General features: G+C 68.0%; 27 protein-coding genes and 2 pseudogenes. 19 read left to right on the top strand and 10 right to left on the bottom strand.

All coding sequences use genetic code 11. The features are described 5' to 3' along the window. Window positions 1-101: 101 nt before the first annotated feature. The 4 genes and pseudogenes from FB00_RS11065 to FB00_RS22990 form a co-directional block, all read right to left on the bottom strand. Window positions 102-536 carry a hypothetical protein gene (locus tag FB00_RS11065; protein ID WP_047232983.1) on the bottom strand — a complete coding sequence of 145 codons (435 nt, stop codon included), beginning with the start codon at window positions 534-536 and terminating at the stop codon, window positions 102-104. A gap of 143 nt (window positions 537-679) precedes the next feature. After that, window positions 680-1,588 (bottom strand): annotated as a pseudogene (locus FB00_RS21670) (IS5 family transposase). A gap of 153 nt (window positions 1,589-1,741) precedes the next feature. Then, window positions 1,742-2,725 carry a ComEC/Rec2 family competence protein gene (locus FB00_RS22995; RefSeq protein WP_269430006.1) on the bottom strand — a complete coding sequence of 328 codons (984 nt, stop codon included), beginning with the start codon at window positions 2,723-2,725 and terminating at the stop codon, window positions 1,742-1,744. A 165-nt stretch (window positions 2,726-2,890) separates the two neighbouring features. After that, window positions 2,891-3,607 (bottom strand): annotated as a pseudogene (locus FB00_RS22990) (ComEC/Rec2 family competence protein); the annotation flags it as partial. Window positions 3,608-3,690: 83 nt separating this feature from the next. On the opposite strand from FB00_RS22990, the gene FB00_RS11045 reads away from it, so the two are divergent. The 19 genes from FB00_RS11045 (at window position 3,691) to FB00_RS10960 (ending at window position 19,147) form a co-directional block, all read left to right on the top strand. Then, window positions 3,691-5,163 (top strand): recombinase family protein, encoded by a 1,473-nt coding sequence (locus FB00_RS11045; protein WP_047232982.1) that lies wholly within the window; start codon window positions 3,691-3,693, stop codon window positions 5,161-5,163. A 200-nt stretch (window positions 5,164-5,363) separates the two neighbouring features. Continuing rightward, window positions 5,364-5,666, top strand: a complete 303-nt coding sequence (locus FB00_RS11040) for a hypothetical protein (protein WP_047232981.1) — start codon at window positions 5,364-5,366, stop codon at window positions 5,664-5,666. A 193-nt stretch (window positions 5,667-5,859) separates the two neighbouring features. Then, window positions 5,860-6,045: a hypothetical protein gene (locus FB00_RS11035; RefSeq protein WP_047232980.1), complete on the top strand. Its 186-nt coding sequence runs from the start codon at window positions 5,860-5,862 to the stop codon at window positions 6,043-6,045. Continuing rightward, window positions 6,042-6,203: a hypothetical protein gene (locus tag FB00_RS22025; RefSeq protein ID WP_156186377.1), complete on the top strand. Its 162-nt coding sequence runs from the start codon at window positions 6,042-6,044 to the stop codon at window positions 6,201-6,203. The genes FB00_RS11035 and FB00_RS22025 overlap by 4 nt, the downstream gene beginning before the upstream one ends. A gap of 166 nt (window positions 6,204-6,369) precedes the next feature. Further along, complete coding sequence (locus tag FB00_RS11030; protein ID WP_047232979.1) at window positions 6,370-7,905, top strand: hypothetical protein; 1,536 nt, start codon at window positions 6,370-6,372, stop codon at window positions 7,903-7,905. Between the two features lie 246 nt (window positions 7,906-8,151). Continuing rightward, the gene (locus FB00_RS11025; RefSeq protein WP_047232978.1) at window positions 8,152-8,388 is read left to right on the top strand and encodes a hypothetical protein; all 237 of its coding nucleotides are present in this window, start codon (window positions 8,152-8,154) and stop codon (window positions 8,386-8,388) included. Beyond that, a complete protein-coding gene (locus FB00_RS11020) occupies window positions 8,388-8,600 on the top strand; it encodes a hypothetical protein (protein ID WP_156186376.1) in 213 nt (70 codons plus the stop codon). The genes FB00_RS11025 and FB00_RS11020 overlap by 1 nt, the downstream gene beginning before the upstream one ends. 372 nt (window positions 8,601-8,972) lie before the next feature. Further along, on the top strand, window positions 8,973-9,254 hold the full coding sequence (locus tag FB00_RS23235; protein WP_082141230.1) for an HNH endonuclease signature motif containing protein: 282 nt from the start codon (window positions 8,973-8,975) through the stop codon (window positions 9,252-9,254). A gap of 121 nt (window positions 9,255-9,375) precedes the next feature. After that, window positions 9,376-10,812: a hypothetical protein gene (locus FB00_RS11010; protein ID WP_047232975.1), complete on the top strand. Its 1,437-nt coding sequence runs from the start codon at window positions 9,376-9,378 to the stop codon at window positions 10,810-10,812. 149 nt (window positions 10,813-10,961) lie between these two features. Beyond that, the gene (locus FB00_RS11005) at window positions 10,962-12,026 is read left to right on the top strand and encodes a phage portal protein (protein WP_156186375.1); all 1,065 of its coding nucleotides are present in this window, start codon (window positions 10,962-10,964) and stop codon (window positions 12,024-12,026) included. A gap of 2 nt (window positions 12,027-12,028) precedes the next feature. After that, the gene (locus tag FB00_RS11000; RefSeq protein WP_047232973.1) at window positions 12,029-13,552 is read left to right on the top strand and encodes a hypothetical protein; all 1,524 of its coding nucleotides are present in this window, start codon (window positions 12,029-12,031) and stop codon (window positions 13,550-13,552) included. Next, on the top strand, window positions 13,552-13,911 hold the full coding sequence (locus tag FB00_RS10995; RefSeq protein ID WP_047232972.1) for a hypothetical protein: 360 nt from the start codon (window positions 13,552-13,554) through the stop codon (window positions 13,909-13,911). The genes FB00_RS11000 and FB00_RS10995 overlap by 1 nt, the downstream gene beginning before the upstream one ends. Beyond that, window positions 13,908-14,267: a hypothetical protein gene (locus FB00_RS10990; RefSeq protein ID WP_047232971.1), complete on the top strand. Its 360-nt coding sequence runs from the start codon at window positions 13,908-13,910 to the stop codon at window positions 14,265-14,267. Before FB00_RS10995 ends, FB00_RS10990 begins: the two co-directional genes overlap by 4 nt. Beyond that, window positions 14,267-14,692, top strand: coding sequence for a hypothetical protein (locus tag FB00_RS10985; RefSeq protein WP_047232970.1), 426 nt, complete (start codon window positions 14,267-14,269; stop codon window positions 14,690-14,692). Before FB00_RS10990 ends, FB00_RS10985 begins: the two co-directional genes overlap by 1 nt. Then, on the top strand, window positions 14,692-15,198 hold the full coding sequence (locus FB00_RS10980; RefSeq protein ID WP_047232969.1) for a hypothetical protein: 507 nt from the start codon (window positions 14,692-14,694) through the stop codon (window positions 15,196-15,198). Before FB00_RS10985 ends, FB00_RS10980 begins: the two co-directional genes overlap by 1 nt. A 1-nt stretch (window position 15,199) precedes the next feature. After that, window positions 15,200-16,789 (top strand): hypothetical protein, encoded by a 1,590-nt coding sequence (locus FB00_RS10975; protein WP_047232968.1) that lies wholly within the window; start codon window positions 15,200-15,202, stop codon window positions 16,787-16,789. Beyond that, the gene (locus FB00_RS10970; protein WP_197088797.1) at window positions 16,789-17,784 is read left to right on the top strand and encodes a hypothetical protein; all 996 of its coding nucleotides are present in this window, start codon (window positions 16,789-16,791) and stop codon (window positions 17,782-17,784) included. Before FB00_RS10975 ends, FB00_RS10970 begins: the two co-directional genes overlap by 1 nt. After that, window positions 17,784-18,839 (top strand): hypothetical protein, encoded by a 1,056-nt coding sequence (locus FB00_RS10965; protein ID WP_047232966.1) that lies wholly within the window; start codon window positions 17,784-17,786, stop codon window positions 18,837-18,839. Before FB00_RS10970 ends, FB00_RS10965 begins: the two co-directional genes overlap by 1 nt. Beyond that, entirely contained in the window at window positions 18,839-19,147 is a 309-nt protein-coding gene (locus FB00_RS10960; RefSeq protein ID WP_047232965.1) for a hypothetical protein, read from the top strand. Before FB00_RS10965 ends, FB00_RS10960 begins: the two co-directional genes overlap by 1 nt. 63 nt (window positions 19,148-19,210) lie before the next feature. On the opposite strand, the gene FB00_RS10955 is transcribed toward FB00_RS10960, so the two are convergent. The 6 genes from FB00_RS10955 to FB00_RS10930 form a co-directional block, all read right to left on the bottom strand. Next, window positions 19,211-19,954, bottom strand: a complete 744-nt coding sequence (locus FB00_RS10955; RefSeq protein ID WP_047232964.1) for a hypothetical protein — start codon at window positions 19,952-19,954, stop codon at window positions 19,211-19,213. A 132-nt stretch (window positions 19,955-20,086) separates the two neighbouring features. Beyond that, window positions 20,087-20,320, bottom strand: a complete 234-nt coding sequence (locus tag FB00_RS10950; protein WP_082141229.1) for a DUF2188 domain-containing protein — start codon at window positions 20,318-20,320, stop codon at window positions 20,087-20,089. A gap of 195 nt (window positions 20,321-20,515) precedes the next feature. Next, window positions 20,516-20,722: a hypothetical protein gene (locus tag FB00_RS10945; protein ID WP_156186373.1), complete on the bottom strand. Its 207-nt coding sequence runs from the start codon at window positions 20,720-20,722 to the stop codon at window positions 20,516-20,518. Then, window positions 20,722-21,015 carry a hypothetical protein gene (locus tag FB00_RS10940; protein WP_047232962.1) on the bottom strand — a complete coding sequence of 98 codons (294 nt, stop codon included), beginning with the start codon at window positions 21,013-21,015 and terminating at the stop codon, window positions 20,722-20,724. The genes FB00_RS10945 and FB00_RS10940 overlap by 1 nt, the downstream gene beginning before the upstream one ends. A gap of 930 nt (window positions 21,016-21,945) precedes the next feature. Further along, window positions 21,946-22,869 carry a helix-hairpin-helix domain-containing protein gene (locus FB00_RS22735; RefSeq protein ID WP_231581807.1) on the bottom strand — a complete coding sequence of 308 codons (924 nt, stop codon included), beginning with the start codon at window positions 22,867-22,869 and terminating at the stop codon, window positions 21,946-21,948. A gap of 519 nt (window positions 22,870-23,388) precedes the next feature. After that, on the bottom strand, window positions 23,389-24,270 hold the full coding sequence (locus FB00_RS10930; RefSeq protein WP_047232961.1) for a DegV family protein: 882 nt from the start codon (window positions 24,268-24,270) through the stop codon (window positions 23,389-23,391). Window positions 24,271-24,450 lie beyond the last annotated feature (180 nt).

The following is a 24,450-nucleotide window of genomic DNA, read 5'->3' as shown; positions in this document are numbered from 1 at the left end:
GCCGGACCTTGCCGAGTGCGTCGCGCTGTGATCCGAGGCCTGAATGGGTTGGCGGGGCCGGTAGAGGTGCTTGGTGCGACACGGCCCATGGACTCAAGCCTCTACGTCCGGACATCAGTCGGCTCCGGGGCGCCGATGCGCATCGTCACGTGGCTCGCGTACTCGAGTGGCTCTCTGATGACTTGCACTCGTATGGGCCCTCGACGGACGTCGACGACGCGCTCATTCTCGGCGTCCCCGATCGCGAGGCGCCCGGACGGGCAATTCAGCTGCCCGTCGAACTCCACCGCGTCATCCAATGGAAAGGGCTCACCGACGACGACCGCCACGGTCACCATCGCCGACGGAAGGGTCACGTCCTCGGGCCAGTCATCCGGGATGTCGATGTCGGCTGCATGTAGCACCGGTACGGCTAGGCAAGACTCTGACGAGGTGATCGCCTCGTCGCCAAGGTCCGTAGGCAGGTCGAAGGACTCCCGTTCGTCGAAAGCCAGGAGGAGGCCCCACCGAAACGGTTGTGTCCACTCGAGCTGCATCCCCGAACCGTATCGAAGGTGTCAAAGCCCACTCAGGCAGGCCTGCTGCACTGTCTTTGGTCGGGAGTGATGCTGGCGCGTGCCTCGTGATGGCTGCGCTGGGGCACGACAGCACGCCAAAGTAGGTTCGCAGAACCAGTCGCTTAGCTGCGAAGCCAGACGACGATTGCGGCCAGGACGGCTCCGGCGCGGTAGACAATGGCGTGCTTGTCGTATCGGGTTGCCAGGCCGCGCCACTGCTTGAGCAGGTTGAAGGACCGCTCGACCACGTTGCGCCGCTTGTAGGTCTCCCGGTCGAGCTTCGGCGGGCGACCACCCATCGCACCTCGCCGTTTCCGGTTCGCCTGCTGGTCGGACGGTTCGGGGATCACGACTCGGATCCCGCGCCCACGCAGCATCGCCCGGCTCCCGCGTGAGGAGTACGCCTTGTCTGCGAGCACAGCATCGGGGGTTGTCCGCGGTCGACCCGCGCCAAGTCGTGGAACCCAGATGTCAGCGAGCACGAGCTCCAACGCTCGTCCATCATGGGACTGCCCCGGAGTCACGACGACCGCCAGCGGGCGGCCTCGCCCGTCGACGGCGTGGTGGATCTCGCTCGTCAGCCCGCCGCAGGACCGACCGATGCCGTGACCAGCAGGTTCACTGTTGACCGCCTCGGTCCCACGGTTCTTGTGATTCGACGTCGCCCCCTGTGTCTTGCTCCGGGCGCCTCGTGTTCGTCGGATGCTGGTATGCGCGGTTGATCGTGGAGTCCACCGACACGGTCCAGTCGACCTGGCCCGCGGAGTCGGCCTCGGCCATCAGCTGGGACAGGATGCGGTCCAGGTGCCGTCCTCGGCGAACCTCTTGTGCCGCTTCCACACCGTCCGCCATGGCCCGAACACCTCACGGGGCAGGTCGCGCCACGGGATCCCAGTCCGATACCGATAAGCGATGCCCTCAACCACCGTGCGGTGATCCCCGAACGGACGGCCGACCTTGCCCGCATTCGACGGCAGCAACGGCTCGATCCGCTCCCACTGCTCATCCGTCAAGGCCTGGAACCGACTCACCGCCGAGATTCTGCCGCGCGCCCGTACTCACCGTTGGGAGACACGCCCTAGATCCCTTGGTTCCCCTGGCTTCTCGGGCTTTGCTGGCTCCCCTGGCTCCGTCCGCCACGGTACGGACGGCATGCGTCCCGTGGCCGGGACGCTCCGGCCGCGTCAGCCGCAGCCCGCGGCGGCGAGGACGTCGTCACGCACGACGAGCGCGAACGTCCCGCACGTGTCCGTCCGCAGCACCGTCGCGCCGACGCCCCGGTAGAGGTCGAGGGCCCGGTCGGTCGGGTGCCCGTAGGTGTTCTCCCCCGAGCTGACGAGCGCGACCGTCGGGGCGAGCAGCTCGGCGAGGCGGTCGGACTGCGTCGCCGAGCCGTGGTGCGCGACCTTGACGACGTCGACCGGGCCGGAGCCGCGCTGCGCGAGGGTCCGGGCGAGCGCCGCCTGGCCGGCGTCCTCCAGGTCGCCGAGCGCGACGACGTCCATCCCCGCCACGTGCAGGAGGAGCACCACGCTCGCGTCGTTCGCACCGCCGTCGGACTCCGCGGCGGCGGTAGGTGCCGTGCTCGGGCGCGCGACGCTCGTCGGCCCGCCGCCCACCCCGGCCTGGAGCACCTCCCACCGCACGCCGCCGGCGCCGGGGCCTCCGGACGCGCCGACGTCCTGACGGCCGTCCATGTCGTCCGCGCCTCCCGCGCTGCCGGTGGCGCCCGGCTGTGCGACCTGGATCGGGACGCCCGCGTCCGTGAGTGCGGCGAGTGTCCGTTCGGCCTGCTCCGGAGGACCAGCCGTCGCGGTCACGAGGGCGCGTTCGACCTTCCGGCCGCGCAGCACGGCGTCGAGACCGCCCACGTGGTCGGCGTGGAAATGGCTGAGGACGAGCAGGTCGACCCGGTAGATGCCGAGGCGGTCGAGGCAGTCGCCCGCCGCGGCTCCCGCTGGCCCCACGTCCACGACCACCGCCGACCGGGGCCCGGAGCGCAGCACGAGGGCGTCGCCCTGCCCGACGTCGCACGCGACCACGGCCCAGTCCTGCGGAACCGGCCCGGCCGTCACGACGAGCGGGCGCACGAGCGCGACGACGAGCACCACCAGGCCCACGACGGCGAGCGCACCAGCCACGACCTTCCCCGGGGACCGGCGGGGCATCCTCGGCGTCGTGCCGGGCCAGGCCCCGCCTCGGCCGCCGCGGGACCACCGGCGCCGGGTGGCCCGGACCGCCCGGGCGACGCGGTCGCCCAGCGGCGGCGACGACGCTCGCCGCACGGCACGTCGCTCCCCGGCCTCGCGCAGCGCGCGCGAGCGGAGCACGACGGCGATCAGCACGACGGTCCCGAGCGCGAGCAGGACCAGCCCTCCGACGCCCCCCGGCCAGGGCAGTCGTGCGCCGGGGAGACCCGCGAACGCCTCTGCGACGCCCGCGATCCACCCCGTGAAGATCCCAGCGGCCCACCCGAGCGCCGTCGCCGCGGCGGGCCACCACGGCGCGACGAGGGTGGCGACGACGCCCAGGACGGTCGCGGGTCCGAGTGCCGGGGCCGCGAGCAGGTTGGCGGGGACGGACCAGGTGCTCACGCTCGGGTCGAGCAGGACGAGCACCGGGGCGCACGCGGCCTGCGCGGCGACGGGCACCGCGACCACGTGCGCGACGGTCCGCCCGCACCACGGCGCCATCCGGCGGGCGAGAGGCGTCGTGAGGAGCGCGAGCCCGGCCGTCGCCGCGACAGAGAGCACGAAGCCGTACGAGCGGGCGAGCCCGGGGTCGAGGACGAGCAGCACGACGACGCCGGCCGCGAGGGCAGCCACGGCGCGCGACGGCCTGCCGAGCGCGATGCCGACCACGCCGACGGCGCCCATCGCGGCCGCCCGCAGCACGCTGGGCTCCGGGTGGACGAGCACGACGAAGCCCGCCATGGCCGCGCCGGTGATCACGACGCGCGCCCAGCGGGGCGCGCGGACCAGGACGCACAGCCCGGCCACGCAGGCCACGACGATCGCGAAGTGCCCGCCGGACACGGCGGTGACGTGCGTGAGCGAGGTCTGGTGTCTTGAACCACCTCATCCGTATACGGTGGCGCCAGGGGCGCCCGAGCGCCCGGAGAGGAGGTCCACCGGTGGACGCGGTGGTGTACGTACGGATCAGCAAGGACGACCTGGCAGACGACGACAAGGACGGGAGGAAGGCCGTCAAGCGTCAACGCCAGGACGCCGAGAAGATGGCCGAGATCAAGGGCTGGACGGTCGTCGAGGTCGTAGAGGACAACGACACGAGCGCGACCAAGGGGCAGCCGCGCCCAGGCTTCGAGCGACTACTCCGTCTCGTAGACGAGCGACGCGTCCAGGTAGTCGTCGCGGACAGGTGGGACCGCCTACTGCGCAACCGCAAGGACCAGTACCGGCTCATGGAACTCGGCCAGGAGCGTGAGCTCCGGGTCTCGCTCATCAAGGGCACCGACGTGGACATGTCCACCGCGCAGGGACGACTCGTCGCGGGCATCCTCGGCGAAGTCGCCACGAGCGAGTCCGAGATCGCCAAGGAGAGGATGCGACGCTTCTTCACCCAGCACGCCGCCGAGGGGAAGCCCTGGTGGAGCAACCGACCTTACGGATACGAGCGCGACGGGACACTCCGCGAGAGCGAGGCCGCGTTGATCCGAGACGCGTACGACCGGGTCCTGCACGGAGACACGCTCAAGGACATCGCGCGCGACATCGGCAAGGGTCCGTCTCACCTGAGACAGATCCTCTGCGCCGCGCGGAACGCGGGCATCCGGACGCACAACGGCGAAGAGGTCGGACCCGGCAACTGGACTCCCCTCGTCTCGGAGGACACCTGGCGCGACGCGGTCGCAGTGCTCAACTCCCCCGGTCGCACCCACGGCGGTCCACGGCGCCTTACCTACCTCCTCTCGACGCTCGCGTGGTGCGGCATCTGCGACAACGGCGCGACGGTCGTCTCGGTGAATTCGCACGGCAACCGGGCGTACCGCTGCCGCGAGAAGCACCACTGCACGCGCAAGGCGGCGGACATCGAGGAGCACGTAGTCCTCGCGACGCTCTGGACTCTCGCGCACGGCGCCGGTGAGTCGATCGTCCGGCAGAGCGACCCCGAACAAATGAGGGAACTCCGCGGCGAGCGCATCCGCCTCGGTGTCGAACTGGACGAACTTGCCGACGCACACGGCAAGGGACAGATCACGCTCTCGCAGCTGATCGTGGCATCCAGCGGCCTCCAGGAGCGCGTCGACGCGATCGACGCCCAGATCCACGAGCGGACGCGCTCCGACCTCCTGGACGGGCTCTGGCACTTCACGTGGGAGGACGCGGAGGCGCGCGCGGAGGCGATCCGCCGCTTCAACGAGTTGCCCCTGATGCGTCGGCAGGACGTCCTGCGGTCCGTCTGGGACCGGATCACGCTCCTGCCGATCCGGCCGAACCAGAAGTTCCGGCCCGAGACCGTCGTCTTCAGGCGGGCGGCAGAGGTCGAGGCGGTCTGGGACTCGACGGACGAGCCCAGGGAGTCCGGGCTCGAGATCACGCTCGGTGAGGTTGCGCTCGCACCGGTCCGGGTGGAGAACGTCGTCTAGACGAAGATGATCGCGGTCGTCTTCACCTTCCTACACCGTGTTCGGCGGCGTGCACTACCTGCGGAAACGCGACTCTGACCTGCACGGACGCCTGGTTTGTCCGGGAATCCCTGCGGCGGGGCTCCGAGGGCGACCAGGCTCTCGGGGGCATGGTTGTCGAGCACGAGGGAAGAGCCCTCGGCACGACACCAGGAGATCGAGTGACCGACACCGAGAACACCCCGCCGAGCGTGGACAAGATCCTGCGACGGTTCGTGAAGGCGGACCGTCGCCTCAAGCGGCGCATCGCGAAGCTGAACAAGGCGCACGACGAGTGGGTCGAGGCCCGTGATGCCTTGAAGGCATCGAGTACGACCCTCGAGGTCGGCTCGAACACGACGCCCGCTCTCGTAACCGGCGGAATCGCGCCGGTCGCCGTCACGATTCCGCAAACCACCCCGGACATCACCAGCAAGGAGAAGTTCTACAGGGAACTTGCCGAGAGGTACACGACATCCGAGTAGCGCGCCGAGGGCGGCCCTCCGGGGCCGTCCTCGGTCGGTTCCTGGTGAACTTCGATGAACCTGTGTGATGCCCAGACCGTTGCAACTGCAACGGAAAGCAGATGGCGCGCGCATTCCGCGATGCAAGTAGCCGCTTCCTGCCGCTTACGGTTAATCCATCGCCAAAGCGGCGAATTGGACACAGGGAGTAGAAGTGGGAAAGCACTACAACCAGCCCGACAGCCTGACGTACCGGATGCGCATCCGACTCCGCGAAAAGGGCTTGAAGCAGATGGCGGAACGTCACGCCCGTGAGCGCCGCACGAAGGAGCAAGAACTCTCCGCCCTACGCGCTGAGTACGAGCTGTACCTCAACGAGCACCCCGAGGACGCCCGATGAGCGGCGAGAAGGTCGACCTCGACGCAGTACGCCGCGCACTTGAGGAGAAGGGCGTCGTGGCGCCGAAGGCCGAGCGTCAGCGGACGGTCGTGATCGTCCTCCTCGGGGTGATCGCGGGAGTGCTCCTGCTCGGCACGCTGGTTTGGGCAGTCGCGTGATCACGGCGTTCATCGTCGTCACGTGCCTGCTGTGGCTCGCGGCAGGCGCGCTCTGGGGATTCGTCGCGCGGCAGGCATGGGAGACAAGACGAACGGCCCGCCTTGTGGGCGAGCCGTTCGAAGAAGTAGACGTGGCTGCGTCAACTACTAGTAAGGATTCTATCAGGTGACTGGATACGCAATCGATCTGGACCTCTCCCTCAACCAGCAGGAAGAGATGCTGCACAAGGCGGTCGAGACGTGCAACCGAAAGCACGACCTCCTCGAACTTCCGGACGGCAGCCTAGGGCGCGTCGTGGACAAGCACGGGGAGTTCGTCTACCACCCCTTCCGCGAGGAGCGTCTGAACTCGTTCCTCATGAACTGGGTCGTACCGTCGAAGAAGACCCTCAAGAAGAACGCCGACAACTCGACCTCGTGGCAGACGCGACCCGAGACGGCGATCCCTCAGACGCTCCTTCGCGCGTACATCGGCGCAGAGGCTCACCCCGGGGTGCCGCGTGTGACGCGCATGGCACCGGCTCCGATCGTTCGTCCGATGTGGACGCTGGCGTGGGAGCAGGGATACGACCCGGACTCGGAGACGTTCGTGACCCGCAAGGCACCCGTGACACCGGCCTGGCGTGATCGGCCGATCGAGCAGAAGGAAGTCCGGGTGGCGGCCGGACGGCTCATGGAGTGGTTCGACGAGTTCGCGCTCAAGCACGAGTCGTCCCGCGCAGACTGCCTCGCGCTCGCTCTAACACCGCTGATCGTGAGCGCGATCCCTACCGCGACGATCCCCGGAGGTCTCGTCATGGCGAACCGCCAGGGCTCCGGCAAGACGGCTCTCGCAGAGGTCATCGGCACGATGGGCTCCGGCGCAAAGCCGGACGCGCAGGCGCTTCCCGGCGAGGCGGAGATCGAGAAGCGCATCACGGCGACCCTCCGAGACGGTGACGCGGGCGTGGTCCTGTTCGACAACATCAAGCACGACCTCAACTCCCCATCCCTCGAATCGGTGCTCACGAGCCGATCGTTCACCGGTCGTGTGCTCGGGCGCTCCGAGAAGATCAGGCTCAAGAACAACGTCACGTGGCTCTTCACGATGAACGGCGCGTCCGCTAGCCCGGACATGCTCCGCCGCCTAATCCTCATCCCGCTCGACCTCGAGAGTCCAACACGTACGGCGTGGTCGGGCGGGGTCGTAGACCGAGCCCGGATGATGGCCGACGACCTGCGCATGGACCTCGTGCTCCTGATCGCCTACTGGGTACAGCAGGGGTGCACACAGGGTTCCGTCGTGAAGTCCGGCTACGAGACGTGGTCACGCACAGTCTCCGGCATCCTCGAAGCGGCAGGGGTGAAGGGCTTCTACGAGGCACACGAGGAGACCGCAGGAAGCGTCTACACCGAAGACGAGGACGACGCCGATGTGGTGGCGCGCATCGCGAAGGTAATGGGCACGGAGGAGACGTGGCAGGCGAAGGACCTCTGGGAGCGCGTGGACCAGGTAGACGCGCTGAACACGCCTGAGGGCCGGTTCCTCCACGAGTGGCTGCGCGATACACCCAAGGGCTCGAAGATGGCAGCCGGCCGGAAGCTAGCTCGAATCACGCGCCGGTACTACAACTACGAGCTCCGGAACGTGGGCACCAAGGGCGGAGCGTGGTACCGGCTGGCCCCTGTGGGCGCTCCAGCAATCCAGAAGTGGTCGATGTAGTACCGGAGGCGCACAAGTAGACCGGCTCGAAACCCTGTGATTCCAGCACTCTGTTCTACTTCTACTACTTGTTCTACTTCTGGAGTGAGAGATGTTGATGGATGGAGTCAGAGAGTACGGGACCTGAGCCAGACAACAAGTAGTTGTAGACCATCTGGAACGACGAGGGGCCAGATGCCCCGATCAACGACACAGAGACGCCCACCGGTCAGCACAAGGCTGGCCGGACGAGAAACGGGCGAGAAGTTGAGCACGAACAAGAACAAGAACACACGAGACATCGTCAAGCAGCTGTGCATGGACCTCGGGTACGACCCGAACCACGTGAGCGCGATTAGGTGGAGCGGCACGACCATCGAGGTCGAGCGCGCGATCTGGGACGAGGACAAAGACGGTCCACGTCTCGTCAAGTACACGGACCCGTTCACGGGCGAACGGTCCGGACAGTTCCTCCTCACGACGGACGAGATCGAGGTCCGATGATGGCGTACTACACGGACCCGGACGGCCAGCAGGTCCACTTCCAGGCGGACATCGACGACGTGTACACCGCGATTCAGCGTCTCGCGAAGGCGACAGAGGAACGGCTCGCGATCGAGCAGGCGGCGTTCACCTGGACGCAGGGGATGTACCAGCAGCAGAAGCGGACAGCGGACGCGCTTGAGCGAATCGCGGACTCGTTGGAGCAGCGATGAGCGCGGTCTACTGGAACGACGAGATCGGGTCGTGGTGGTCTCGCGAGGACGACGAGTTCATCGCGGAGATCGAGCGCTACCTCGCGGAGTCGGACGAATGACGGCGCCAGGATCACGAGGTGCCGCTGAGAGAGGCGTAGAGCCTGAGGCCGGGCGGACAGGCAGGGTCGAGCCGTACCGCCCTTGTATGCGCTGCTTCCGCCCCTCGGCTGTCGGCTGGTGGTGGTGCGCGGACCACATCGAGCAGGGCTGGGCTCCGAAGACGGAGCCGACGCCGGACACGTGGACCAAGTCCACGCACACGAGGTACCACACGAAGCGCGGGGTCTCGGCCCCGGACCGCTGCCCGCTGTGCGCGGCGGAGGCCGAGCGATGAGCGGCGTCGGGTACGACGTACGCAGGCTGCGCGCGCACTGGGCGGCGAGGCTCGCAGCTGGTCCGCTGCCCTGCTCGAAGTGCGGGGGTCCGGTCACGGCGGACAACTTCCACGTCGATCACCTGGTTCCGCGCTCGAAAGGCGGAGCGCCGAACGACGTGAACAACACGTGGCCGTCGCATCCGCGCTGCAACATGCGAGCAGGTCAAGCACTCGGTCAACAGAGTCGACGCGCGAACACACGCGCGGACTCGGATCAAAGACTGCTCGACCTGTGATGCGAACGCAACGCGACGAGTCGCACGCATCCTTTTTAGAATGCACGACAACCCTCGCGACTTCCGTTAACTTTCTCTCTCTATTCCACGATGTGGAAAAGCGGTCCAGAATAGGCACCAAATGAGCACGCTAATCGCGCCCGAATTCAGGGCAATACCGCGGTACATGTCCGCCGTCCCGGACGACGTGCCGCTAGATGCGCCCGAACTCGGCGCGAAGCACCTCGGACTCGATCTGAAGCCCCAGGGCCGCCAGGTCGGCTCGCTCCTGGAGGCGCGGCGCGAGGACGGACGTCCGCTCTATCGCCGTGTCGCCATCCAGTTCGCGCGACGCTCGACCAAGACAACGTCGATCGCTTCGACGCTCCTCGGTCGCTGCCTCTCGACGCCGGGTTACCGCGTGATCAGCACGGCGCAGGACGGCTCCCGCGCGTCGACCGCGCTCCGCGAAATCATGTACATCCTGGACGCCGTCGACCCGGACGGAACGCTCGGACTCTGGGAGACGCGCTGGTCGAACGGCGGCGAGATGATCCTGTTCTCGAACGGGTCTCGCTGGGAGCGTCGACCCCCGAACGCGTCCGCGTTCCGAGGAGCGGCGGCGGACGCACTCTGGTTCGACGAGGCCGGCGAGTACGGACCTGAGGTCTCCGACGCGCTCGTTCAAGGAGCCCTGCCCCTCATGGACACGCGCCAGATGGGCCAGGTCATCATCAGCGGGACACCCGCGCCCAGCCGTACCGGACTGCTGTGGGACTCCATCGTCGCGGCCCAGGAAGGCAAGAGAGGCACCGGAGCACTCGACTACGGCATGGGAGAGGAGGACGACCCCGCCTCAGAGGACGTCTGGTGGCGCTGCCACCCCGGACTCGCCTGTGGCCTCGTGGACATCGAGATCGTCCGTGAGCGCTTCGAGCTGATGCCGCTCCCGGCGTTCATGGTGGAGTATCTCGGCTACTGGCCCAAGGCAGCGCACGACCGCGCCATCGACCCGGACCGCTGGGAGGAGTGCGCGGGAGAGTTGGCCCTGCCGGACACGGACCGCTTCGTGCTGGCGTTCGACGTTCACCCGCAGTCGTCGTCCGCCGCACTCGTCGCAGCCTGGCGCGACAAGAACGGTGTCGCGCGCGTCTCTCTCACCGAGCACAAGCCGGGGACGAACTGGCTCGCCAAGACCGCGAACGACCTCCTCGTGAAGTACCCGAAGGCCCGCCTGATGTACGACGCGGTCGGCGCGAACCTGGACCCCGCTCGCACGCTCGAACGTTCCAAGGTGAAGAACCGTGTGAAGCCGGTCAACTCAAAGGACGTCCAGGCAGGGCAGGCCGCGTTCGTCCGACAGGTCCACGCCGGAGACCTCGAACACCCCAACCAGCCGGGACTCAACGCTGCGGCGGACTGTCTCCAGTGGCGCGAGTCGGCGGAGCGCGGGCGCTGGTTCGGGTTCTCCCGCTCAAAGGGCGACATCACGCCCGTACGTGCGGCGGCAATGGCGCTGTTCGAGTTCGAGAACAACACGAAATCGAGCATCGGTGTCATTCCGAACGCATACACGTAATACAATCGAATAGGTGATCAAACCCTCGCCCCGCCGGAACAAGGTTGCCCGGCGGGGCTTTCACTTGTGCATTGTGTGAATGCAGTCGGCCTAGAAATCCCGATAAAATTGATCTATCCAAGTATCGGGTCATGACAGGCGGATTTTAAGTGGGGCTCTTCACACGTAACAGCGTTGTTGATGCCGCACTTACCGCTACCCACGCGACGGCCCCCCAGGGCGTAGTACCCACCTACGGCATGGGGGGCCTTCCGCTTGCCTCCTCGACCCCGAACAACCTCGCGACGATCGTCCTCCCGGACATCCTCGGAGACGCCTCCTGGCTCCCGCTCTCGCAGGGCGAGGCCATGCAGATTCCGGCTGTCGCCGCCGCGCGAAACCTCATCTCAGGCACCATCGCCCGCCTGCCGCTCCAGGCCAAGAAGGACGGCACCCCGCTCGCGAACCAGCCCACCTGGCTCTACCGCACGAACGGCAACCTCGCTCCGCAGTACCGCTTGATGTACACCGTCGATGACCTGCTCTTCTACGGCTCGTCTCTTTGGAAGGTCGCGCGCGGCACGGACGGTCAGATCACGGACGCCGCTCGGGTTCCGTTCGAGCGCTGGGACCTCAACGCGCAGGGCGAAATCCTCATCGACAACGAGAACGTCGACGTCCTGGACGTCATCCTCTTCTCCGGCCCGATCCCGGGCGGACTGCTGACGATCGGCGCCCGCACCATCCGCGCGGCCCGCGACGCTCAGGCGACCCGCTCGCAGCGTCTCCGCAACCCCTCGGCGGTCACGGAACTCCACATCACCGACGACGCGCAGCTTGACGAGGAAGAGATCGTCGGGATCCAGAAGAACTACGTCGAGGCCCTGAGGTCCGCGAACGGCTCCGTCGTCGTCACTAAGCCGGGCATCGAGATTCGCGAGCGCGGTGACATCAAGGTCGACCTCTTCGTGGAGGTCTCGAACGCGCTCGGCGTGGAAATCGCTCAGCTGCTCGGCATCCCCTCCAACGTCATCGACACCGCCGTCGCGACGGGCAACACGTCCTCCCTGACGTACGAGAACAAGACACAGAGCGCCGAGTGGTTCGCGAACACCGGCCTCGCCTTCTGGGCTGAGGCGATCACGTCTCGCCTCTCCATGGACGACTGCGTCCCGCGCGGCACCTACGTGCAGTTCGACCTTTCCTCCGCGGTTAACACCTCAGTACAGGACTGACCATGACCACTCTCAAGGCCCAGGGCCAACTCATCACCGCTAGTGCGGATAGCAGAGTAGTGCGCTATCTGTTGCTCCCCTTCGGAGAGACCGGACGGACGTCCGCGGGCGCGATCACGGCCTCGGCCGGCTCGGTCTCCTGGCCGGAGGACGCCACGACTCTGACGGCGAACCTCGAGCACGACCCGACTCGTCCGGTCGGACGCTTCGTATCGGTCGAGGAGACGGAGGAGGGTCTCACCGCCTCGGTCCGCGTCGTCGCCAACACGGCGGGCAACGACCTTCTTGCCGAGATCGCAGAGGGCCTGCGAACGGGCATCTCCGTCGAGATCGAGAACCCGGTCATTCGCGCTGGCGCGCTGCTCGCGGGTGACCTCACCGGAGCGGGATTCGTCGTGACTCCCGCCTTCCCGAGCGCGCAACTCGTCGCATCCGACTGCGGCGACCTAGACCCCTCCGGTAACCCCGATCCCGCGTCTGAAAACGACCCCGTTTCGGTGACCCCGGAGGCCCTTTCCGCACCAACGTCTGAGGCGTCCGCCGACGACACCAACACAGAACAGGAAGTGAACGTGGACAACGCAGTTGCACCACAGGAACTCCTGGTGGCGTCGAAGAACGTCAACCAGGACAAGACCGACGCACCGGTCAACATCAAGGGATTCGCAGAACTCGTTGCGAGCCACCACAAGAGCGGCCAGGAGAACAAGCTGACCGCTGCTCTTGAGAACATCGGCATCGGTGACGTCTACGACGACATCACGCAGCCGCAGTTCCTCGGAGAACTCTGGGACGGACGCTCCTTCTCGCAGCGCTTCGCTCCGCTCGTCTCGCACGCCAGCCTCACGAGCCGCAAGGCAGTCGGCTGGAAGTTCGTGGAGACGCCGACCGTAGACGACTACGCGGGCTTCCCGGCAGAGGTCCCGACCTCGGGCGTCTCTACGGAGTCCGTCGAGGTCAACGCTCAGCGCCTCGCGGGTGGCTGGAAGCTTGACCGCGAGTTCGTGGACTTCGGTGAGTCGGCGTTCATCTCGTCGTTCTTCCGCCACGCAACGGACGACTACGCACGCAAGATCGACGCGAAGGTCCTCAACAAGATCAGCGCTTCGGCAACGGTCGTGACCGGCGGCACCGTTCCAGCGGGCATGAACGCCACCGCTACCAAGATCGTTGACGGTGCGCTCGACCTGCTCGGCCAGGACATCGTTCCGACCTTCGCGGTCGTCGGCTCGGACCTCTACCGCTCGCTGCTCCTCACCCCGAAGGACAACGTCTTCGAGTACCTGTCCAGCGCGTTCGGCCTGGAGTCCGGCAACTCGCTCGGCTTCACGGTCGTACCGTCCTCGGCCGCTGCCCTTCAGGGCAAGGTCCTCGTCGGCGCTCGTGAGTCCCTGACGCTCTTCGAGCTCCCAGGCTCCCCGATCCGCGTGAACGCTCTCGACGTCGCTCACGCCGGTATCGACGAGGCACTGTACGGCTACTACGCGCTGCTCTACACGGGTCGCGGAATCGTCTCGGTGGTCTGATGTTCCCGGACGACGGCTTCATCGGGTGGGTCCCTGACTTCGAGTACGTCTATCGACTCTGGCCCGAGGCCGCGCGCATGGACGAGTTTGAGTTGGGCTCCTACCTGGTGGCCGCCGTCCAGCAGTGCGCGGCGTTCGTCGGAATCCCTGCCGACTACGAGGGTCCAGAACTCGAGGAGCGCCATCTCATGGCGCAGGTCATGCAGGCCCGTGCGCTGTGGCGCTCCGGCAAGGCCGGTGACGCCGATCAGGTGGGCCCGGACGGATTCACCGTCACGGTCTTCCCGATGGACTGGACCGTCAAGGACCTTCTTCGTCCGAAGCGTCCGGGCTCGTTCTACTTCGGAGCGCGTTCATGAGCGCCCGCACTGAGGTTGTCGCGTTCCTCCGCGAGAACACGGACCTGAAGGTTGAGGACTACGCACCTGCGAACGCGGCTGCGATCACGGCGCCGACCGTCTACGTCACCCAGAACTCCATTGAGTGGGGTCTGACGGTCGGCCTCTTCCAGGTCGGCCTGACGCTCTCGCTCGTCGTTCCTTACGAGGACTACAAGCGAGCCGAGGACGCCCTAGACGACACGGTCTTTGACCTCCTCGCCGCGTTGGACGGCCTCCCCTCAATTACCGGGACCGCAACCCGCTCCGTCTTCGGAGACAAGGTCCACGGCTACGAAATCTCACTCACTCTTCCGCTTAAGAAGGAAACAGAGTAATGCCAGTCATCGACGTTAAGCCGCTCGTACTCAAGGACGTGACTTTCATCTCGTCACTCTCGGGCGCACCTTCCGGCACCAGCCCGGACTTCAAGAAGCACATCGACGCGGTCACCTTCACGCCGACCACGTCATCCGTGACGTGGACGGGCCTCGGCTCGAACACTCACACCGACGTCTCGACCGCCACGTGGACGTGCGTCATCAATTACGTTCAGGATTGGGAGACCACGGATTCTCTCAGCAAGTACCTCTTCAACAACGAGGGTGCGGAACTGAGCGTGGTCTTCAAGCCTCGCTCCGCTGGGACGACGACGGTCACGGCGAAGCTGGTTGCCGCGCCGGGTGCCATCGGCGGCACGGTCAACGCCTACGCGACGACCTCGGTCACGCTCGGCGTGAACGGTAAGCCGGTCATCTCCTGATGAGCCGGGTCCGCGTCGACGGGATTCGTGAGGCGCGCGCCGCGTCGTACGCGCTCCGTCGCGTCGACGCGGACCTGCGCAAGGACATCAACGCTCAGGCGCGCGGGGTCCTGAACGAGATATGGCAGGGCGAGGTCGCTGAGCGGTCGGGTCACCCGATGGACGCCAGAGTCCTCCAGAAGGGCGCCAGAGTCGCGACGGGCGCGCGTCCGTATCTCGCAGCCGCCACGTCCTCCCGCGCGCTCTCAGGTGGCCTGGTGCCCTCCGAGTCGTGGCGCGCGTTCGAGTTCGGAGCCAACCGCCACGAGCGCGTCGCTTACTCACGCACGTCACCCAAGGGCAAGCGCCACCAGGTGATCCGCAAGACCAAGCGGCAACTCCCGCAGAAGACCAAGGGCGGGCGTGTCCTGTACCCCGCCGTAGCGGCGACCGCGCCGCGCATCTTCGCGCTCTGGTCGCAGAACGCAATCCGACTCGTATTCGAAGCACTGAAGAAGGGAGCCTGACGTGGCCGGTGGTTTCAAGTTCGCTATTGACTTTGACACAAGGAATTTTAAGAAGGGCTCCGACGAGGCGGCCGACTCTCTCGAAATTCTCGGTGACGAACTAGAGAAGCTTGAGAAGGCGGACCTGGGCGACGTCGACAAGTCGTTCGAGGACGTCGCAGACGCGGCCAAGGACGCCGGTCGCGACATCGACAACAAGTTCACCGAGAAGGTGGACGACGCGCAGGACTCTGCGCGCGACCTTGAGCGGAAGTTCAAGGACGCGTTCGACAACGTCGAGAAGAACGCGGACAACGCCGGAGACAAGATCGGCAAGTCAGCGAAGGACGGTTTCAACCGGGCGAAGGAGGGCGCGGACGAGTTCAAGGACTCCGCGCGTCAGTCGGCCGAGGAAGCGGCGTCGTCGTTCGACGGCTCGCTTGAGGGCATCGCGGACTCGGCCCAAGAGATCCTTTCCGAGGCGTTCGCCGGGTTTGGTCCGGCCGGTGCGGCGGGCGGACTCATCGCGGCGATGGGTCTCGGTCTGGCGATGACCAAGTTGCAGGAGGCCGCCGACAAGATCAACGAACTCAAGGAGGAGACGGGCGACCTCGCGCTTGAGTTCAAGGAGGCGGGTGGTCGTCTCGCGGAGATGGACCTCGTCGCCAAGTTCGATGAGTGGCTTGTCGCGATTGAGGACACGAAGCAGGCGTGGGAGTTCTGGCAGGACGACGCGATCACGAACCTCGACAACCTCAACGTCGCGCTTGAGGGAACCGGCGTCTCGCTCGGGGACCTCTACAACGCGTTCTCCGAGGGTGACACGTCGACGCTTGAGGAGTACGTCGAGCGCCTGAAGGAGGTCAATCGTGAACTCGTTCCCGAGGGCCACCAGGCGAACACCGTTGCGATCAACGATGAGTACCAGGCGCGCAAGAACGCGATCAGCGAACTCGAGAAGGAGATCGAGAAGCGCCAGGAGGCCGAGGACGTCGCCTACGACATGCGCGCCGCTGAAGAGGGCGTGACTGTCGAGGTCATCAAGCAGCGTGACGCGATGCAGGAGCGCAACGCCGCGATGGAGGAGGCCGCGGAACTCAACCGCGGAATGATCGACTCCGAACTCGACTTCCTCGACACGCTCGACGAGACGACGGCGAAGTTGCAGGAGAACGCCGAGGCGGGCTGGGACAAGAACACCGCCGCGGGACGCGAGAACCTGCGTGCGCTCGGTGACATCTCCGAGGGCGCGCTCCAGTACGCGGACTCGATCACCGAGGCCGGCGGCTCTCAGGAGCAGGCCAACGCGGTCATCAACCAGGGACGCGAGCGCCTGATCGCGGCCGCACAGCAACTCGGCATGACTCGTGAGCAGGCCGAGTCGTACGCGACCTCACTCGGGCTGATCCCGAAGGAAGTCGACACGACGGCCAACGCTCACACGCAGACCGCCGAGGAGCAGCTGAACAACGTCGCGCGCAGGCGTGAGGCGGTCATCGCCGCAAAGGCAGCGGTCGCTGGTCTTCAGGAGGCCATCGACTCGGCCGCGCGCCGCGTCCGTCCCCCGACGATCTACTACCGCTCCGCAGTGGGCGCACCGAGGGCTGTTTGATGTCTCAACGATTCCTATCTCTGACCGCACCGCGCGTGCGCGTCAACTACGCGACGAACCCGGCTCCTGACGCGACGGTCGGTGATGCGGGCTACTTCTACGGCGCAGGCACGGGCGGCGTCGTGAACACGACACCGTCGTACAGCGCAGGTACGGGTGGGCTGCGAACAGTTCGCCGCACTTGGACGACACCCGGCACGGGTGACTACGGCGTCGGCTACATGGTCCAGGGCGTGATCAACGGCAAGGCCGGAGACGTCATCTGGTTCGCGTTCTCACAGCGCGCGAGCGATGCACGCAACGCCACCACGAGCGTCTACCTGACCAAGGCCGGAGAGCCCGTCGCGTTGTCGGCGCAGGCTTCCACCAACTTCGGCACGGGCTTCACGCAGCGCACCTTCAGCCGAACCGCGCCGACCGACTTTGACGGCGTGATGTTCTACGTCACCGTGCCCGGCTCGACACCGCTGCCCGCTGGCGGCTGGCTAGAGATCGGCGGAGTCCAGGTCGAGTACGCGAGCACCTTCCCCTCTAGTGCGGGCAGCACGACGCGAGCGTTCAGCGGTGACACACCTCCGGCGACCGGCGCGACAGGCTCGTGGTGGACCGGTTCGCGCGGAGCTTCGCTGTCCGTCGCGCAGCCGACCATCGAGCCGGCCGCGCTCAACGTCCCGCTCGCGGTCACGCAGTACGACGAGGACAAGACGACTCGCGGGTACGAGCTCCTACCGCTCGGCGCGACGAGCCCGGTCGTCGTCCTCGCTCCGGGCGCCGTCCGCTACACGCCGCCGTCCGGGACGCTCAAGGCGATCATGTTCCAGGACGGCGTGAACCGCTTGCAGTCGATCACGCGATCCTCCGCCGTGTACTTCGAGGACACGGACAACCCGGCTCGCTCGCGCGCGATGCACGTCCGCTCGATCAGCGTCTCGCACGTGCCCGGATTCGCGAAGGAGTACCGCGAGGTCACCCTTGAGTGGGTCGAGGTTGCCTGATGGCGGTCGACTACTCCAAGGACCACTGGCGTACAGCCTCAGCGGCGCTCTACTCACCTAGCGGAACGTTCATCCGCGACCTCGACGTGCTGCACTTCAACATCACGGAGAACTCGGACTGGGCACCCACATCGCAGGGACAGGTCGTCACCCCGTACAACGGCGTCACGACCTCGTGGGACTTCTCGATCCCACGCGTCCTCGTGCTCACCCTCTCGGCAGGTGGCCCGACAAGCACAACACCGGACTCCGCGGCGTCCACGACGTTCAAGTTCGTCGCATACAAGGCAAGCATCGACTACGTGCAACGAGAGGTAACCGTCGACGTCGCGTCCCTGGACATCCTCCTGGACTACCCGCGCTACTCCACCAGCGAGGACCCCCAGACATACGTGAAGGGTGCATCGCTCGCGACGATCACGACCAACGTGCTGAGCAACCTGGACCTGACCATCTGGGGCATCACGCGTGTCGGGAGCACGGGCACCAACCGCGCGCTCGAGTGGAAGACCGGACAGAGCGCATCCGGCTTCCTCACCGACGCCGCACGCTCCGCAGGTCGAATCATCTACGGCTCGCGCGCGGGCGCCATCACCTACGTGGACAGCGCGACCACGCTCACTCCTCCGGCAACGGGGTCAGAGGACCACCAGATCACCGACGCCACGATCCTCGCGATGTCCGCGCAGTTCGACTCCTCGAACCTCACGAACATGGTCGTCGTCCGCTACTCCGACGGTGTCACCACGTCGTCCCTCACCGGACCACGAGCCCCCACAGAGATCGGCCGACGCACCGAATACCTCAACTACAGCGACTCAACCGCCGTGACACTCGCAGGCGCGGCAGAGGCCAGCGAGTTGCTGGACCGCGTGATGACCCAGAGCCGGCTCTACGAGGTCGAGGCCATCGCGCACTACCCGCTCGCGGCTCGCCAGTGGGTCCGCCTCAACGCGCTTGGTGAAGACCGCATGCTCAGCGTCGAGTCCGTGACCTTCCAGGTGAACGGAACAATGCGCGCCGTCCTCAACCCGAACCCGTCCGGGAGTGTGTGATGGACGTCGACAGCCTGATCAAGCTTGTCGAGGCGGTGGGAACGTCGTGGCCCGCGCTGTTCCTCGTCGTCCTCGCGGGCATCTTCGTCCTGCTGTGGAAGTTCGGCAAGGACATCATCAACGCCTTGGCCGCTAACACGCGCAAGACCGAAGAGGTCCGCAAGCAGTTCAAGAACAACGGCGGCTCGACGCTTCGTGACCAGACCGACCGCATCGAGCGTGTCCTCGCGGAGCACATCGAGGCTGCCGCGCCGGTCAACGAGTGGGCCGCGCGGAAGATGGCGGAAGAGGCCGAGGCGGACAAGTGATCGTCGTCTGGACGATGTTCGCGGTCGGCGGGTTCGTCGCGGGCTGGTTCCTCTGGCAGGCGATCAGGTGGTGGCGGCAGTGGCGTTAGTTGATACGTGCATTTCGCTCCTCATTTGCTGGAGCAATTCTCTGCACTCTTGCTGAAGCCTTCGAGCGCGGGCAACCAATTTTGTAATTTGCGCTTCATCAACATCGTCCGCTTCGCTCAGGTGCTTGATCTCGCCGAGGTCCATAGACAGACCGAACGCAGTTCCGAAGATTTTCGATGTGAGGAACGACACTTCATTGCTGCCAAATAGCGAAGCCCGATCGTCCACCTTGCTGAAGGCGTTCATCGCCTCATCGAGCCGTTCGACTCCGCCCGGTGTCATGTTGAGCCAGTCCAGCGCGTTGTCCTTCGTCATGTTTGTAATGAACCAACAGGCTCGAGAGAGTTCGTGACGCGCGGCCTCGATTTCCAAGTACAAGTCACGGATGTTGTCGACAACGTGCGCGTGCGTCGCCTGCCGAATCGCATTTGCGTGACGAGCGTTCTCAGCGTCAAGCGCCGCCTTTGCTCGGACATTCTCGGCCTCGATCGCCAGAGCTGCCCGCTTGTCTTCCGCGATCTCGGCCAGACGCGCACGCTCCCGCTCAGCGACGATCATGTTCTTGCCGGTCTTCCGCTGCGCATAGATGACACCGCCAAGCGCGACGAGTGAGACGAGCAGCGGCACGAGGGTCGGACCCCAGGTCTGCCACCACGAGGGCTCGGACGCCGCAGACTCGACCACGATCGTGAGGGGATTGGGGATGGGCGGAAACATGCGGTGAGCGTACCGATCCGGAGTACGGCAAGAGCCGCCGCTCCCGGGTGAATCCAGGAACGGCGGCTCTTCGTGCGCTACGGTCGCGCTAGTCGGGTCGTCCTGCTGAGTCTCAGGCAGCAGGACGACCTGTCAGCCCCTCGGAGGGAACGGGTCGTCGCCGTAGCTGTTGCGGTCGTGAATCTGCCCGTTGTCCTTCCGGTGCTTGACCCACTCCGAACCGGTACTGCGCGCGAGGTCCTGCCCCCGAGCGCTCGCGTCGTCCGCGCGGTCGTGGGCGCTCGAGATGCGGCTAGCACCCTCGCGCCGGTTGACCCACTGACCCCGCTCGTCGTCGTACGACGTGTGCACGTCGCCCTTGGCCATGGTGGCTCCTTTGTGTCAAGACGCCGCCCGTGTTGGCCGCGTCACATTCAGTGTCCCGGACCAAGTTGCACAGTTGTAGTTCTCGAACGCGCGTTCGCTTAGGGCGGACAGGAGGCACTCCTCGTGGCAGTAGAGTCACGCAACAAGAAGGACCCCGGCGATACCCGCGCCGGGGTCCTTCTGCGTCTTAGAGGGTCACTCGTGCACTCGGTCTCCGCGTGACACGTAGGCGGCCCAGGCGTCGGCGTCCTCCTGTGATGAGGCGTCGACCTCCGCGAGGAGTGATGAGGCGCCCTCGGTCCATGAGGCGACGACGACTCCGAAGCGGTCGACGCCGATGTCCTCCGCGAACGACTGCGCAGCGTCCGTGAGGAGCGGCAGGGTCACGGTGAACGTCGCCATCACTTCGCCTCCTTGGCGACGCGCGGGCGGCGGGTCTGCGCCCAGATGGTGACGGTGCGGCCGTCGATCTTGGCGCGGAAGCTGACGCCGTCCGCGGAGCCGGAGCGGATCTTGCCGAGCGCGTAGCCCGGGCGGTCGTGGTTGAACTCGACCGCTCCCTCGGCGTCGTCCACGTGGCCGTTGAGGTAGTCGATCACGTGCTGGAACGGGTTGGGCGCGACGGTCTTGGCGGGGACGGCGACGCGGTTGAACTCGACGACGGTCTCGGTCTTGCGGGCGGGCTTGGTGGCCATGGTGTCCTCCTGGGTTGAGTGTCGGATTATCCTGACGTTGATAACCATATCTAGCGGTGCTAGGCATGTACACCCAGAGGTGGTAGTTCATGAATTTCACCGACGTCGTCCGCATCGCGTCGTCGAGCACGGGGTCGAGCCGCGAGGTGTCACCGACCGCCACACCCGGGACGAGCCCGCGCGCCTGCGGGCTCAGGCCCGCGGTCGCGTCGAGGAGCCCGCGACGCATCGCGTGCACGCCGCGCAGGAACGCGCCCGGTGGCTCGACGACCCGCGGCGGGCCCTCCGTCCGGAGCATCGTCCGGTCGCCCTGGACCGCGAGCCGGCCCGTCGCCACGACGGACGCCCCGTACGGGAGCTCCTCCCAGCCGTCGCCCGTCCCGGTGACGACGACGGTGCCCGCCGCGGCGGTCGTCACGCCGCGCGCGGTGAGGTCGCGCAGGAAGACGCGTACCTCGTGGCGGTCGGTGGCGCCCGACCACGGGTTCGACCGCGGCACGACGGCGGAGCGCACGGTCGCGGTCACCGTCGCCGTCGCACCCTGGCCGGCCAGGTCGGCGAGCGCCTGCCGGTCGGCGAGCTGCGCGCCCGTGGACAGGAGCACCGCCACCACGCACGCGGCCACCAGGGCGACCTGTCCCAGCACGCGCGCGGTCAGGCCCGACCGGACGGGCCGGCCCGGGCCCGACGGAGGTCGTCGGACTCCCGGCCCCGACGGCACGCGGGCGGCGCCCGGGGAGATGGCGGGTCCCGTGCCCGCCGGCGTCCCGCGGCGGGCATGTCGCGCGCCGAGCAGCACTCCGCCGAGCACGACGCCCAGCAGCACGACGGTGATCGACGCACCGCGCAGGACCAGGGTCGGCGCAGCGCCGACCGCGAGGAACGCCGCCCCCCAGGCCGCGAGCGCCGCCGGGACGAGCCGCAGGTCGGTCACACGCGGACGAGGTCGCGCACGTCCGCGAGCACGGCGGGCCCGATCCCGCTCACCTCGCCGAGCTCGTCGACCGTCGTGAACGGACCGTTCTCGTCCCGCCACGCGACGATGCGCTCGGCGAGCACGGGCCCGATCCCGGGCAGCGCGTCGAGCGCCGTCGCGTCGGCCGCGTTGAGGTCCACCGCTCCGCCCGCGGTGGTCCCGGCCGCGGGCGCTGCCGGTCCGGCGGCGGGCACCGCCTCGCCGGGTCGTGGGACGACGATCTGCTCGCCGTCCGTCACCGTCCGGGCGAGGTTCAGGGCGGCGAGGTCGGCCTCGGCGGTCGCCCCGCCGGCCGCCTCGAGCGCGTCCGCGACGCGTGCGTCGGCGGCGACGGTCACGAGGCCGGGAGCAGCGACCTGGCCCACGACGTGCACGACCACGCCGCCCGACGGCGCGCCCTCGGCCCCGGACTCGGCGCTCTCTCCCCCTCCTCCCGCTGCTGCACGCTCCGCGGTCCCGCCGCCGGTCGTCGCGTCGGCGCCCGCCAGCGCCGCGGACTCCCCGTCCGGCTCCGTCGCCGGACCGCCGGCCGGCGTCGCGTCGATCGGCGCGACCGCAGTGACCCCTCCGGCCGGGGACCTCAGCAGCACGACCCCGGCCGCGAGGAGGAGCACGACGACCAGCGCGACCACCGCCGTCCGTGGCCGCAGCGCCCACCGGCGGCGCCCCTCCTCGCCGAGCCCGGCGAACCCCGCGTGCGACGTGGGGTGCCCGTACGTCGCGGTGTACGCCGTCGCCGCGGTCCGCGCCGCGCGGGACCGCAGGCGGTCGACCGCCACGTCGCCCGGACTCGCGCGACCGGCGAGCCCGGAATCCTCCGTCCCGGCGTCGTCCGTCCCGGCTTCTCCCGCGCGGTCCACGCCCTTGCTCTCGTCCACGTCGGGGCGGGGCGGGAGCCAACCCGCGGCAGTGTCGTCCGACCCCCGCGCACGAACGCGTCCGCGGCGATCACCCTCGTCGGGCACGGGAGACTCTCCCCAGCCTCCGGGCGCCTCTCCGCTGGACGCGGGTGCCGCGCCATCGCCCACGGGGTAGAGCGCCGGCGTCCCCGGACCGCCCGGCCACGGACCGACGTCGGGCGCGGCTTCCGGGTCGCCCAGTGGTCCGACCTGCGGAAGGGTCGTGGTCGCCGGGTGCCACGCGAGCGCTGGTCGCCCGGTCCCGGTCACGGCGCGCAGACGCTGCCGGACGACCGCTCCCTCCCGGACGGGGTCACGGGCGGGACGGGCGTGCTGACGCGGCTCGGGTCGTGGGGTGCTCACGTCGCGCACCGTACGGAGGTCGGGCAGGGCGGGGACCGGGCGCCGGGCGGCCCTGTGGACGAGACCGTCCGCGAGCGGTCCTGTGCACGGCCAGGACCAACGAGGCGCTCCCGCAGCAGGCCGGAGCGACGGGACTCAGTGCGCGGCCGAGCGGCCCCCGACGCCGGAACCGCGGTCCGCGAGCTCCGCGACGACGACCGCCAGCACTCCCGGTCCGACGTGCGCCCCGAGCACGGCGCTCACCGGGGTCACCACGACGTCCAGGCCGGTGCGAGCGGTCAGCTCGGACGCGAGCCGGTGCGCGCCGGCGTCGTCCCCGACGTGGTGGACCGCGAGCGCCGGCCGCGTGCGGCGTGCGGCGGACTCGACCGCGACCGTCGTCAGGCGCTCGACCGCCGCGGCCTTGGTCCGGACCTTCTGCACGACCTCGATCTTCCCGTCCCGGACGGCCAGCAGCGGCCGCACGCCGAGCACCGTCCCCAGCGCCGCCGACGCCGCGCTGAGGCGGCCACCGCGGCGGAGATGGTCGAGCGAGTCGACGAGGAACACGGCGCGGCTCGCGTCGGCGACCTCGATCGCGCGCCGCGCGACGACGTCCGTGCTCTCCCCCGCCGCCGCGGCCCGGGCGGCGGCCTGCGCCGCGAAGCCCAGCCCCATCGCGACGGTCCGGGAGTCCACGACCCGGACCGGGACCGGTGCGTCCGCCGCCGCGATCGCGGCCGCGTGCACCGTGCCCGACAGCTCGCCCGAGAGGTGGACGGAGACGATCTCCCGCGCCCCCGCCGCGGCGGCCGCGGCGTACGCCTCGGCGAAGGCGCGCGGCGTCGGCTGCGAGGTCGTGACCCGACGACCGGCCTCGAGGTGCGCCGCCACGTCCTGGGCGGTGAGGCCCACCCCTTCGAGGGAGGACACGTCGTCGACGATCACGTGCAGCGGGACGGAGCGGAGCCGCTCGTCGGGGACGGGCGGGAGGGACGCCGTCGAGTCGGTGACGACGTGCACGCGGTGGTCGGTCATGGCCGCGCCACCTTACGGCGCGCGCGGGCCGTCGCGCATCCCGGCCCGGCTGCGCCCGCGCGGTGCCACCCCTACGATCCGAGCATGGCCGACGACGCCGCACAGTCCCCGACCGAGCTCGCCGCCCTGCGCGCGGCGGCCGCGCAGGCGGCCGCGGAGGCCGCCGAGGCCAAGGCCGTC

This window comes from Cellulosimicrobium funkei, from assembly GCF_001019615.1.
Taxonomy (GTDB): Bacteria; Actinomycetota; Actinomycetes; order Actinomycetales; family Cellulomonadaceae; genus Cellulosimicrobium; species Cellulosimicrobium cellulans_E.
This window is presented reverse-complemented; position numbering and strand designations above follow the sequence as displayed.